This window comes from Tabrizicola sp., from assembly GCF_034366665.1.
Lineage (GTDB): Bacteria > Pseudomonadota > Alphaproteobacteria > Rhodobacterales > Rhodobacteraceae > Tabrizicola.
Genome location: NZ_JAXMMF010000009.1, coordinates 1 through 12,009, shown reverse-complemented (window position 1 = coordinate 12,009; position 12,009 = coordinate 1). Strand labels below are relative to the sequence as shown.

The window sequence follows — 12,009 nt, the reverse complement described above, 5'->3', positions numbered from 1 at the left end:
GGAGGGTGGTGTCCAATGAGGAGCATCGGTGCTTTGACACTTTCCGGCTGACGGCTCTGGAGCCTTTGGTGCCAAAAAATGCTTAAAGGACCGTCAACCCTAACAAGGCACTCAAGGTCGTCCTGGCTAGTAAAGTGCAGGACGGAAACCCTTCGATGGCTCACCAGCCGCTAACGGACCAATCCCCCATACACCGTTCGAAATCAGGGTGCTCACTTCGTAAGGCACCTGCGGGGCTGCCACCCCCCCCGGGGGCAGGCGAGGAATTTCGGGGGCCAGACCGGGTCGAATTTTTCCTTGAAGCTGCGCAGGCCCCCGAAATTGCAGAACCTTTCGCCGTGGTCGCGGACAAAGCCGCCAACCCGGTTCCAAAGCGATGCAAGCCGGTGATCCTCCAACCCTGACAACGGGGCCTCGGCCAGAGCCTGTGTGGAGCAGCACCGCACGGGAGGCACCTTTCATCAGGATGCTGGCGCTGGCAGGGCGGTTGTGGGGTGGGAAGGGCTTTGCCGGTTGTCACGGGTCATCCGGGCGGCTGCCGTCGGGAGGCGCCGAACCTCACGATCCAGACGGCGGACTATCTGCATGCGGCCCTGCGGTCCTATGCCGAGGCGCGCCGTCACAGCGGCTTCATGCAACCCCAGGCGGCGACCCTGACAGATGCGCAGATGCTGGCGTTGGCCGATTGTTTCAGCCAGACGCCCCGGCTTGCCGGTGGCCCTGCCGACGCGTCCGCAGAGGAATTGGCACGCGGACGCGAGATCGCCGTGAACGACATTCCCGAGCGGGGCGTCGCCAGCTGTCTCATCTGCCACGAGCGCGGGGCCGATGAACCCGACAAGGGCCTGTTCTTTCCGTCGCTTTTCGGCCGGTCCGAAACCTTCCTGCGGCGCCAGCTTGACCTGCTTGCCGCCGGGTCACGGGGTGCCACGGGCATCTTCAACCCGATGCACGCAGAAGCTCATGGCGTCTCACAGGCCGACCGCGATGCCGTGGCCGCCTGGCTTGCCGCACAAGTGCCGACGAAAGTGGCGCAGGTCGACCCGGCAACCGTGCCCGTTTCCTCTGAAATCAAGGAAAGGACGGTCAAGGTCTGTGCGACCCGTCATGAGGCCGACCTTGCTGGCAGAAGGGACGGCAATGCGCAGAAGCTGCCCTTGCAGACGGCACCCTACTTTTCGAAACAAACGTCACAACGCCCAGAGGGACGAGATGGCGCGCGACCTGACCCCTGCCGAGATCGAAAGCCTTTCCGCCGTATTCGGTGCCATGCCTCCCTTGGCGCGCCCGAAAGAGCTTGACGCGGCGGCCATCGCGCGGGGCAAGGGCCTTGCGTTGAACGGCGATCCGAAGCGCGAGCTTCCGGCCTGCACGACCTGCCACGGTGCCGCTGCGGTCAAGGCGCTGCCGCTTTTTGCGCGGCTGGATGGCCAGTCGGCGGTCTCTCTGGAGCGGCGGCTGAAAGAGCTGGACAGTGCCTATGTGGCCAGCACTGCAGGGCCGAACCCGATGTATCCGATTGCGCGCAAGTTGACGGCACAGGAACGGGCCGACCTTGCCGCCTCCTTCGCCAGTCTGCAGCCGGTTCCGAAGTGACGCGCGGCTCCTTGTGGGGCGGAAGGCGCCATGCAAGCGGGAAAGGTCACTTCCGACCTGCGCGTGAGAGCAGATTTGGACGCATGACCGGGCGAGCGGCGCACTGTTGATCGTTTTGAAGATCAGGCCTTGTGAGGGGCGGCAAGGGGCGGCCCTTCAGGGCTTGCGGTCGACCTTTTCGACCCCGGTATCGCTGACGATGCGGCCGTCTTCCAGCGTCACGATGCGGTCGGCCAGTTCAAGAATGCGGGTGTCGTGGGTCACCATGACCGTAGTCGTGCCCCGCGCCTTGCCGAGGTCTTTCAGCATCCGCACGACAAGATAGCCCGAGTCATGGTCCAGCGCGGCGGTGGGTTCGTCGGCGAACACGACGTCGGGGTTCGCCACCAGCGCGCGGGCGATGGCGACGCGCTGTTTCTGCCCGCCCGACAGGTTGGCTGGCAGATAGTCGATCCGGTCCACCAGACCAAGCAGGGTCAAGAGATGCGCCACCGCGACGTCCTGCCGGGCCGGGTCGCCACGCCCGTGGACCTGCAACCCCATCAGCACATTCTGCCGGGCGGTCAGGCTTTCGTGCAGGTTGTGCGCCTGAAAGATGAACCCCAGCCTGCGCCGCATCGCCTCTTGGGTGGCGGTATCAGCGCCTTTCAACTCGGTCCCCAGCAGTCGGACCGATCCGTCCTGCACCTCGCGCAGGCAGCCCATCAGGGTCAGAAGCGTGGTCTTGCCGGACCCCGATGGGCCCATCAGGATGGTCAGGCTGCCCCGCGCCACGGTCAGGGACACGTCAAAGAGCGCCTGCTTGCGCGCCTCGCCCGTGCCGAACCAGTGGTTCAGGCCCTGAACCTGGATCGGGTCCATCAGAACAGCTCTGCCGGATCGGCCGCCCGCAGGCGGCGCGTGGCCAGCGCGCCGGATGCAGCGCAGGCCAGCACCGTGCCGAAGAAGACCAGCGCCGCGCGACCCAAGGTCATGACGACCGGAAGGCTCGTGGCCTGCGCCATCGCGGCGTAGATGCCCAGCGACAGGATCAGGCCGGGGACAAAGCCGATCGCGCCCAGGATGACGGCCTCTTCGAACACGATCCCAAGGAAGAACCGGTGCGGATAGCCCATTGCCTTGAAGGTCGCATATTCGCGCAGGTGGTCGGCCACATCGGTGGACAGGACCTGGTAGACGATCACCAGCCCGACCAGCACGCCCATCGCCACGCCAAACCCGAAGATCACCCCCGTCGGCCGCCGCGTGGTCTGGTAGGACAGGTCCGCGGCCTTTGCGGCAGCCAGAGTGCGGACCTGAACCGCCTCGGCCGCCAGACGGTCGGACAGACGGGCCGCCACAGCCTTGGCATCCGCCCCCGGTGCGACATCGACCAGCACATGCGTCGGCGTTCCGGCACTGCGCGACGGGAAGAGCCGCAGAAAGGTCTGGTCCGACACCACCAGCGACCCATCCCCCGCAAAGCCGCCGCCAAGGGAAAAGCTGCCCGTGGCACTTAGCGTGCGTCCGTTGACCTCGAACCGCAGCGGAGCTTCGGGGGTGATCTGCGCCAGGGCCTCGGCATCAGCCCCCCGCGTGCGCCGGTCGATAAGGGCGCTGTCGGGAAGGGAGAGACCGGCCAGCAAGGCGGCGAAACCCGGCCCGGCAAAGCGTGCCGCTTCGATCGGCAGAGCGTAGACGTTCAGGCTGGCACTTGGTCCGTCGTCCCGCGTCCAGTCCACCTTGGCCAGGTAGAACGGAGCCGCAGCCGCCACCTGCGGATCGGACAGCGCCTGAAACAGGACACGCCGAGACAGCGGAGACCCGTCGGTCAGCGTGTTCGCGTCCTCGGACGAGATGATGATGTCGCCACGGATCGGGGCATAGGTCATGCCGACGGTGCCGTTCAGCGCGCCCATCATGCCCAGCTGGACAAAGACCAGCACATTGGCAAAGGCCACTCCGGCCAGAGCCGCGGCCATCCGGGCGCGGGAATGGGTCAGTTGCAGCCAGCCGATCGGCAACCGCCCCAGAAGCCGCGACATCAGGGCGGTCATTCGGTTGGACCGGTGGCGATGTTTCCGGTCACCTCAAGACCCGTCAGTGCCGCGGCGCGAGGCGATGAGGTCGGATCAAGCTGCACCGTGACCCGAACAATCCGGGCATCGGTGTTCGCGGCGGGATTGGCGGCAAGGATGCTTTGCCGTTCGACCTCCAGCCCGATCCGGGTGATCGTGCCGGTCAGGGGCTGGGTCAGCGCCGGGCTGGACAAAGAGACGCCCTGCCCCAGAGCCACCCGCGCGATGTCGGTCTGGTAGACCTCAAGCTCTGCCTCCATCCGGTCGGTCGCGCCCAAGGTCGCAATCCCCGCCGAGCCCGGCTTTTCGCCAGCTTGCAGATGCAGGGCCAGAATCTGTCCTGCCATCGGGGCAAGAACCATTCCTTTCGCCAGGTCCCCCGTCGCCCGCGCCAGGTCGGCGCGGGCGACGTCAAGTTGGCGGGCGGCCAGGGCGACGTCGGGCTGGTCCTCTCCGCCCCCCTGACGGTCCAGTTGTGCCGTCGCACGGTCAAGCTCGCGCGCGGTCTGCACGGAGGCGGCCTCGGCCCGGTCCAGCGCGGACCGTGTGGTCACACCCCGCGCGAAGAGATCCCGCTGCCGCGCTGCCTCTTGTTCGGCCAGGGTCGCGGCCGACGCAGCCCGGTCGCGGTTGGCCAGGGCCTCGGCCTGCGCCGATCCGACTGCGGCGCGGGCCTGGACCAGAGCCGCCTCCTTCGCCGCAAGGTTGGCCTCGGCGGCCACAAGCGCCGCGCGGTATTGCGGCAGGCTGTCCAGTTCCGCGATAAGCTGGCCTTCCGTCACCAGGTCCCCCTCGGCCACCAGCAGACGTGCCACCCGCGCGTCGCCTGCCCCGAACGGCGGCGCCAGAACGACGGCATCGCCCTCAGGCTGCAATCGGCCCAGGGCAACGACGGCTGTGTCCAAAAGGGGAGTTGCGACCTCTGGCTGGGGTGGCGGCACTGCAATGGGTGCCGAACTTCCCGCCCCCGGCTCCAGCCCCGTTGCGCCAAAGAAGGCGCGCAGGGCCGGTGGCTGGAAGTAAAGGCCGATCGTGGCCCCGGTGAACAGGACCGCCATCACCAGGGGAATTCGCCAAAGCCGCAGACGCCCGATCCTGCCAGCCAGGGACCGACCACGCCACTCCGAGGACGCAATGACCCCTTTGCCATTGTCGCTGAGCGGAAGGCGGGAGGGGTCGTCCATGCGGGCTCGCTTGATTAATGACTTTTCAGTCATTAAGATGATCCAATGGAAGGCACAATGCAAGACCCCACGCCGCAAGGCGAAAAGAAACGCCAGCGCCGAAAGGATGCGCGGCCGTCGGAAATCATTGCGGCGGCCATGCAGCTTTGGGCGGAACGCGGGTTCGCGGCAACCCGGCTGGAGGACGTGGCAGCCGGAGCGCACATCGCCAAGGGGACGATCTACCGCTACTTTCCCTCGAAAGAGGCGCTGTTCGAGGCCGCCCTGCAGGCCAGGATCGTCGCCACGATGGACCGCGCAAGGGACATGGCGCAGGGCTTCGACGGGCCGACCAGCCAGATGCTGTCGGGCTTTTTCGAGACGATCCGCACAGAGCTGGTCGATGGCGGATCATCCGTTTTTCTGCGGGTCCTGCTGTCCGAAGGGCACCGCTTTCCCGACCTTGTGGCACGCTATGAGCGGGTCGTTCTCAGCCGCGGCATGTCTACCGTCCGCGCGATCCTTGCGGCAGGGGTGGCGCGGGGCGACCTGCGTCCCGAGGCAGCGGACTGCGATCCGCGCCTGGTCATGGCCCCGGCGATGATGCTGTCGCTGTGGGGAACTGTCTTCACGACCGAGGGTCTGCCGGACATGCGCAGCGCGCTGGCACAGCATGTGGCGATCCTCATGGGCGGGCTTGGACGCCGCTAGGGCCGACGTGGTCCGGGTCCCCGACGTCATGGCGTTTTGTCGGCCTTGTCCATCAGGGCGCGGATGTGGCGGGCGAAGACCGTTGTCGCAGGCAGGCCCAGCACCAGGCCACCCACCAGCGATTGAACCGGCGTCAGCACCGGCCAACCGATCCAGGACCAGATCAGCGAGGCGAAGAACAGGTTCACCGCCATCGCCCCTGCCCCGAACGGATAGAGGATCAGGGTCAGCCGCCAGAGGCTCATCTGCGGCTGACCAGCCATTGCACGGCGATCAGCGCTCCAAGCAGGGCCAGAGCGGCGGCGAAGTAGGCCAGTTCCGCCTCGGCCGTCTGCGGTTGCGGGATCGGGCGCTGGAACGCCTCGGCCAGAGCAGCGGTCGGCATTAGGAAGGGCGCAAGGCAAAGGATGCGGCGCATGTCAGGTCTCCTGGATCAGGGATCGGTAGATGTCGGGAAGCGCGCGACCAAGGCGGGCGGGGTCGGGCAGCAGGGTGAAACCGGCACGGCCGAAAATGCGGGCGAACCAGTCCTGACCGTCGGCATCGACGATCACGCCATGCACGGCCTGGCCCTGACGGCGCGCCTCGCGCACGGCCATGTGGCTGTCTTCGATGCCGTACGTGCCTTCATAGTGGTCAAGGTCGTTTGGCTTGCCGTCCGTCAGCACCAGCAACAGCTTGCGGGCCGAAGGTTCGGCAGCAAGCTGCGCCGTGACATGGCGGACCGCCGCCCCAAGGCGGGTATAGTGACCGGGATGCAACCCGCCGATGCGGGCGGTGACGTCGGGCGTCACACGGCCATCGAACCCCTTGCAGCGGGTCAGGAACACCCGGTCACGGCGAAGCGAGGAGAAGCCCCAGATCGCCAACCGATCCCCCGCCGCGTCGATGCCGCCGGCCAGCGCGGCCAAAGCCTCGCGCGTGGTGTCGATGATGCTGCGGGTGCCGACGACGGATTCGGTGGAACGGGAGCAGTCCATCAGGATCGCCACTGACAGATCGCGTTCGACATGCCGCAGGTCGCGGAAGATGCGGTCGCTGCCTTGGCCCGTGGCCCGGATCGCGACCTGTGCGGTGATCAGCGCGTCAAGGTCAAGCTCCGCCCCGTCCACTTGCCGGGGCAGCAGGATGCGGCGGGGATGCAGTGCCTCGAACTGCCGCCGGACGCGGGCCATCAGGCGCGGATCGGGGGCAAAGCTGTCGCCGGGCGTGGCTTCGGCTTCCAGCACGCGGGTGTGGTCGGGCAGGTAGCTGCGGGCGCGGTGGTTCCATTCGGGGTAGGTGAAGGTATCGGACAGGCGTTCGTGGTCGGCGTCCTGGGGGGCGAGGTCGAGGTGCAGGCGCAGGCGGGTGGCGGCGCGTTTGTGGTGCTTTGACAGCGTGATGTGGTCCTGATCCTCGGCCGCCTTCCGGGCGTTTTCCAGATCGTCGTCATCCGTCGCGCGGTTGAGGCCCATGCTTTCCACCCAGGAGAAGATGGATTCGAAGCGGTGCATGATGAAGCTGTCGGCGCGGTTGGCTTCGTCGTTATCCTCGCGCTTGCCCTGCTTGCGGGTTGCGCTGGCCAGGCCGGGCGGCGCGCTGATCTCGTCCTCGGCCGGGGCCGCGGCGGTGCTGCGCGCGCCGTGGGACAGCCGAAGCCAGATCGGCTGCGGCGGCAGCGGGGCATAACCGCGCGGGGCGGGAAAGGGGTCGGTGGGGGAAAGCGTGCTACCCGCCAGCAACAGTCGGGCGCGGGCGGCGACCTTCTGTTCCGCGACCGAGGCGGAGAAGTCTGGATAGACCGCCAGAAGATGCTGCCGCAGGGCGGCATGCGCGCTGTGCAGTCCGGGGCACTGCGCGAGGGTTGCCGTTGTCGCCACCTCCATCGCCTGAAGCAGGGCCAGGTCGGCGGCGAGAGGGTCTTGCGGTACAGTGTACGGCCGACAGGACGCAGCAAGGGCCGCAAGCCACAGGTAGGCGGCACGGTTCAGTTCCGCCGTCGGAAAGGCGTCGATCACCGGGGGCAGGCGCAGGGCTTCGCCGTCGAAGGTGGCGACATGCTCCAGCATCCTCGCTTCGGCCAGTTGCGCGCCCATGCCCCGCCGATGGCGCGAGGCGGTGGCCGGGCTGGCGGCGATCTCCACCCCCGGTTTGCCGCCCAGCGCGCGGAAGAGAAGCGTCAGGCTGGGCCGGACCGCCTCCAACGCGACGGCATGGGCTGGATAGCCCGCGACCGGGGCCAGCCTTTGGGCAACCCCGTGCCAGAGGTTGCCCATCGTCTCTTCCGGGTCCATCAGGTCCATCGGATGCAGGGCCATTGGCTTACCCGTAAACGCTGGCGATGACGTCGCGCAGGGCTTGCGCCACGTCGGCCTCGTCGGTCAGCGGTTCGACGACGGCGGCCTGCAGCGCGCGCTCGATCGGCATCCCCCCGGCGATCAGGCTGGCGGCGTAGATCAGAAGACGGGTGGAGACGCCCTCCTCCAGATCCATCCCCGACAGGGCGCGGATGTGACCGGCAAGCCTGACCAAGGGCGCGACACGGGCCGGGTCCAGACCGCTTTCGCGCGCGACCACGGCAGTTTCGGTGGTGGGGTCGGGAAAGCCGAAGGTGATCGACAGGAACCGCTGCCGGGTCGAAGGCTTCAGCCGCTTCAGGATGTTCTGGTAGCCGGGGTTGTAGCTGGCCACCAGCATGAAGCCCGATGGAGCCACCAGTTCTTCGCCCGTGCGGTCGATCATCAGGGTGCGGCGGTTGTCGGTCAGGGGGTGCAGGACCACGGTCACGTCCTTCCGCGCCTCGATCACCTCATCAAGGTAACAGATCGCGCCTTCCCGCACGGCGCGGGTCAGGGGGCCGTCGACCCATTCCGTCGCCCCGCCGCGCAGCAGGTAGCGCCCGATCAGGTCGGCGGCAGAGAGGTCGTCATGGCAGGCGACGGTGTAAAGCGGGCGGCCCAGCTTCGCGGCCATGTGTTCGACGAAGCGCGTCTTGCCGCAGCCGGTCGGCCCCTTCAGAAGAAGGGGCAGACCGCGTGCATGGGCGGCTTCGAACAGGGCAACTTCCTGCGCCACGGGGCGGTAGTAGGGGACAGTGCGTTCGGGAGTCAGGGCGTTCACAGGACCTCTCCTTCCGGCAGCACCACCGGACCGGGGGCGATAACTTCGCGCCGGACCACGACTTGGGCGTAGATGAACAGGATCGCGCCCAGCACCACGGCAATCCCGGCCCCGAAGCGCATCATGTAGAAGAGGGAAAGCTGGTCCTGCACATCCATGTAGTAGTCGCCGACGATGCGCTGCATGTGGGTCTGGATCGTGCCGGCGAAGGTCAGGACGAAGGTCATGAACGCCATGCCCCCGGTCATCAGCCAGAAGGACACCATGTTCAGCACCTGATTATAGGGTGCGCGGCCGCGCAGCAGCGGCATGGCATAGCTGATGATCGCCAGGTTCATCGCGACATAGGCGCCGTAGAAGGCCAGGTGGCCGTGGGCCGCGGTGATCTGCGTGCCGTGGGTGTAGAAGTTCACGCCGTGGAAAGTGTGCAGAAAGCCCCAGACGCCCGCACCGAAGAAGGCCACGGTGGCCGAGCCCAGCGCCCAGAGAAGGGCCGCCTTGTTCGGATGGTTGCGACGACCCTTCCACACCATGATGAAGGCAAAGGACATCATCGCGAAGAACGGCACCACCTCGAAGGCCGAGAAGATGGAGCCGGTCCACTGCCAGTACTCCGGCAGACCGATCCAGTAGAAGTGGTGCCCCGTGCCAAGGATGCCAGAGAACAGTGCGGTGGCGACGATGACGTACAGCCATTTCTCCACCACCTCGCGGTCGACACCTGTAAGCTTCAGCATCAGGAAGGCCAGGATCGCGGCCATCACCAGCTCCCACGTGCCTTCCACCCACAGGTGGACGACGAACCACCAGTACATCTTGTCGAGGCTCAGGTTGTCGGGGTTGATGAAGGCAAAGACCCAGAGAAGCGACAAGAGCCACAGGCCGGTCAGCAACACGCCCGTGATCGCGGTCTTGCGGCCCGCAAGCACGGTCATCGAGATGTTGACCAGGAAGATCACCGCGGCGACCAGGATGCCGAACTTGACCCAGAGCGGTTGTTCAAGGAACTCGCGCCCGCCGTGGATGCCGACAAGGTAACTGCCGACAGCGCCAAGCGTGCCGACCACCAGGATGATCAGCTGCAGGTATGCCAGCTTGACCGACCAGATCTCGCGCTCGGATTCCTCGGGGACAAGGAAGTAGGCGGCACCGAAGAAGCCCAAGAGCAGCCAGACGATCAGCGCGTTGGTGTGGATCATGCGGATGATGTTGAAGGGCAGCACCGTCGACAGCGTGTTGGGCGAGACGTAGATCCAGCCCGCCAGCAGCCCGCCAAGGACCTGGATGCCGAACAGGCCCATCGCCACCATGAAGTAGGCGTAGGCCACTTTTTGCGATTGATATTTCATGTCTTTCTCCTAGCCCGCGTCCGTGGGCGGCCAGCTTTGGGTGTCGGTCTGATCCGCCCAGCGCAGGAATTCCGACAGGGCGCGCATCTCTTCGGGGGTGATGGCGAAATGGGGCATCTGGCGGCGCCCCTCGACGCCGCTGGGCTGCGCGGCCATCCAGCCGTCCAGCACCTCATAGGCGGCTTGCGGGTCGTCCAGCACGCCCCAGCGGGTCATCACGTTGCCCAGTTCGGGGGCGAAATAGGCACCCTCGCCGTGCAGGGTGTGGCAGTTGATGCAGCTGTGACGCTCCCACACGTGCTTGCCCAGGCGCACTTCGGGCGTAAGCGGCATGCCGGCGGTCGAGACGTTCACGACATAGCGGTGGGAATGGATCGTCATGGCCACGAACACCACGACGAAGAACAGCGAGCCCCCGTAGAAGATGTTTCTGGCCCGTGACTTCGTAAGGATCTCTGACATCGGGTCGGTCCTGGCGATTGTTGCGGATAGGGCCGGATCTACAGGCCGCCGCACTGCCGGACGTTGTGCCAGAACAACGACGAAGGCTGTTGGCGCGCCGAATGTGACCGCATGGCACGACTGCCAGGGCGGAGGCACCATGCGCAGGCCCAGACTCGACGATCCCGATCTGCCGCTGCGGCTGATCTTCGAACACTGGCCCGAGGTGGCCAATGTCTTCCGCGCGCAGGGAATGGCCTGTTTCGGCTGCCCCATCGCGCCGTTTCACACGGTGATCGACGCCTGCGCCGAATATGGCCTGGACGAGATCGCCTTTCGCACCGCACTGCAGGCCGCAGCGGCGGGCTGACCTGAAGGAGCCGACATGCGGCCCGATAAAGCCTACTCCGGCCCCGCCTTGTTCAGCTATGGCTTCCGCCCGCTTTTCCTGCTGGCGGGCAGCTTTGCGGCATTGGTGATCCCGTTGTGGATGGCGGTCTGGACCGGGCGCGTCAGCCTGAGCGGGCCGTTCACCCCGACTGACTGGCACATCCACGAGCTGCTTTTCGGCTATACCTCGGCCGTGCTGGCGGGGTTCCTGTTTACCGCGATCCCGAACTGGACCGGGCGGATGCCGACGCGCGGCTGGCCGCTGATGGCTCTGGCCGCGCTGTGGGTGGCCGGGCGGCCGGCGGTCGCCGGGGGCCTTGGCCTGGGGCCGGTGGCGGTCATGGCACTGGACTGCGCCTTCCTGCTGGCCATTGGCGCGATGATCACGGTCGAGATCGTCGCGGGCCGGAACTGGAGCAACCTGCGCGTGGTCGTGCCGGTGCTCATGTATCTTGCCGCCAACATCACCTTCCACCTTGAGGCAATGCAGCTTGGCACAGCCGGATATGGCCGCCGCCTGGGATTTGCGATGGTCGTCCTTCTGATCGGGCTGATCGGCGGCAGGATCATTCCCAGCTTCACCCGGAACTGGCTGGCCAAACAGGGGGACGGGCCGATGCCGGTGCCGTTCGGGCGGTTCGATGGGGCCAGTCTGGTGCTGATGCTGGGGGCGCTGATCGCGTGGGTCGCGCTGCCCGAGGCGCGGCTGACGGGACTGGCCATGATCCTCGCAGGGGTGGTTCAAGCTTTCCGCCTGGCCCGCTGGCGTGGGTGGAGGGTCTGGCGGTCAGCTATCCTGTCAATGCTGCATCTGGCCTATGGTTTCATCCCGGTCGGCCTGGTGGCCCTTGGTCTTTCGGTGCTGGGCACCTTGCCCGCTGTGGTGGGCCTGCATCTACTTGGCATCGGCGCGATCGGCGGCATGACGCTGTCGGTGATGATGCGCGCCTCGCTGGGCCATACCGGGCGCGAGCTGCGGGCAGGCCGCGCGCTGAGCCTGGCCTTTGCCTGCGTGGCGCTGGCAGCCCTGACGCGCGCAGCCTTGTCGTCAGAGGCGAGCCTGTGGGTGGCGGCAACCTTTTGGACTGCCGGTTTTGCAATCTTTGCCGCCCGGCTTGCCCCGATCCTGAGCATGCCGAACCCCGCCCGCCGCGTGCCTAACCCGCAGCCCCGCTAAGCATCACCAGCCGGTGCGGCGCG

Annotated in this window: 15 protein-coding genes; 5 read left to right on the top strand and 10 right to left on the bottom strand. The window is 66.7% G+C overall.

Features of this window, described 5'->3' with window-relative positions; translation table 11 throughout:
* Nucleotides 1-212 precede the first annotated feature (212 nt).
* A complete protein-coding gene (locus tag U1E69_RS00975) occupies nt 213-446 on the bottom strand; it encodes a phosphatidylglycerol lysyltransferase domain-containing protein (protein ID WP_322242146.1) in 234 nt (77 codons plus the stop codon).
* Nucleotides 447-506: 60 nt separating this feature from the next.
* Between U1E69_RS00975 and U1E69_RS00970 the strand changes: the two genes are divergently transcribed.
* Nucleotides 507-1,301 carry a hypothetical protein gene (locus U1E69_RS00970; protein ID WP_322242145.1) on the top strand — a complete coding sequence of 265 codons (795 nt, stop codon included), beginning with the start codon at nt 507-509 and terminating at the stop codon, nt 1,299-1,301.
* A complete protein-coding gene (locus U1E69_RS00965) occupies nt 1,270-1,596 on the top strand; it encodes a hypothetical protein (protein WP_322242143.1) in 327 nt (108 codons plus the stop codon). The genes U1E69_RS00970 and U1E69_RS00965 overlap by 32 nt, the downstream gene beginning before the upstream one ends.
* 156 nt (nt 1,597-1,752) lie before the next feature.
* On the opposite strand, the gene U1E69_RS00960 is transcribed toward U1E69_RS00965, so the two are convergent.
* From U1E69_RS00960 to U1E69_RS00950, 3 genes are read right to left on the bottom strand one after another with little or no spacing between them, the layout of a single operon-like run.
* Complete coding sequence (locus tag U1E69_RS00960) at nt 1,753-2,457, bottom strand: ATP-binding cassette domain-containing protein (RefSeq protein ID WP_322242142.1); 705 nt, start codon at nt 2,455-2,457, stop codon at nt 1,753-1,755.
* Entirely contained in the window at nt 2,457-3,632 is a 1,176-nt protein-coding gene (devC, locus tag U1E69_RS00955) for an ABC transporter permease DevC (RefSeq protein ID WP_322242141.1), read from the bottom strand. Before devC ends, U1E69_RS00960 begins: the two co-directional genes overlap by 1 nt.
* Nucleotides 3,629-4,711 carry an HlyD family efflux transporter periplasmic adaptor subunit gene (locus tag U1E69_RS00950; RefSeq protein ID WP_322242140.1) on the bottom strand — a complete coding sequence of 361 codons (1,083 nt, stop codon included), beginning with the start codon at nt 4,709-4,711 and terminating at the stop codon, nt 3,629-3,631. Before U1E69_RS00950 ends, devC begins: the two co-directional genes overlap by 4 nt.
* Nucleotides 4,712-4,894: 183 nt before the next feature.
* On the opposite strand from U1E69_RS00950, the gene U1E69_RS00945 reads away from it, so the two are divergent.
* Nucleotides 4,895-5,527: a TetR/AcrR family transcriptional regulator gene (locus tag U1E69_RS00945; RefSeq protein ID WP_322242139.1), complete on the top strand. Its 633-nt coding sequence runs from the start codon at nt 4,895-4,897 to the stop codon at nt 5,525-5,527.
* A gap of 26 nt (nt 5,528-5,553) precedes the next feature.
* Here the strand turns inward: U1E69_RS00945 and U1E69_RS00940 are convergent, their stop codons facing one another.
* Genes U1E69_RS00940 through U1E69_RS00915 form a run of 6 tightly spaced genes read right to left on the bottom strand, consistent with a single transcriptional unit; the run spans nt 5,554 to nt 10,440 of the window.
* A complete protein-coding gene (locus U1E69_RS00940; protein ID WP_322242138.1) occupies nt 5,554-5,790 on the bottom strand; it encodes an NnrT protein in 237 nt (78 codons plus the stop codon).
* Nucleotides 5,769-5,945: a hypothetical protein gene (locus tag U1E69_RS00935; protein WP_322242137.1), complete on the bottom strand. Its 177-nt coding sequence runs from the start codon at nt 5,943-5,945 to the stop codon at nt 5,769-5,771. Before U1E69_RS00935 ends, U1E69_RS00940 begins: the two co-directional genes overlap by 22 nt.
* Before the next feature lies 1 nt (nt 5,946).
* On the bottom strand, nt 5,947-7,827 hold the full coding sequence (locus tag U1E69_RS00930; protein WP_322242135.1) for a nitric oxide reductase activation protein NorD: 1,881 nt from the start codon (nt 7,825-7,827) through the stop codon (nt 5,947-5,949).
* 4 nt (nt 7,828-7,831) lie between these two features.
* The gene (locus U1E69_RS00925; protein ID WP_322242134.1) at nt 7,832-8,629 is read right to left on the bottom strand and encodes a CbbQ/NirQ/NorQ/GpvN family protein; all 798 of its coding nucleotides are present in this window, start codon (nt 8,627-8,629) and stop codon (nt 7,832-7,834) included.
* The gene (locus tag U1E69_RS00920; protein ID WP_322242132.1) at nt 8,626-9,978 is read right to left on the bottom strand and encodes a cbb3-type cytochrome c oxidase subunit I; all 1,353 of its coding nucleotides are present in this window, start codon (nt 9,976-9,978) and stop codon (nt 8,626-8,628) included. Before U1E69_RS00920 ends, U1E69_RS00925 begins: the two co-directional genes overlap by 4 nt.
* A 9-nt stretch (nt 9,979-9,987) precedes the next feature.
* Nucleotides 9,988-10,440, bottom strand: coding sequence for a cytochrome c (locus U1E69_RS00915; protein ID WP_322242130.1), 453 nt, complete (start codon nt 10,438-10,440; stop codon nt 9,988-9,990).
* A gap of 139 nt (nt 10,441-10,579) precedes the next feature.
* On the opposite strand from U1E69_RS00915, the gene U1E69_RS00910 reads away from it, so the two are divergent.
* Nucleotides 10,580-10,789: a DUF1858 domain-containing protein gene (locus U1E69_RS00910; RefSeq protein WP_305545059.1), complete on the top strand. Its 210-nt coding sequence runs from the start codon at nt 10,580-10,582 to the stop codon at nt 10,787-10,789.
* A 15-nt stretch (nt 10,790-10,804) separates the two neighbouring features.
* Nucleotides 10,805-11,986, top strand: a complete 1,182-nt coding sequence (locus U1E69_RS00905) for an NnrS family protein (protein WP_305545062.1) — start codon at nt 10,805-10,807, stop codon at nt 11,984-11,986.
* The last annotated feature ends 23 nt before the right edge of the window (nt 11,987-12,009 follow it).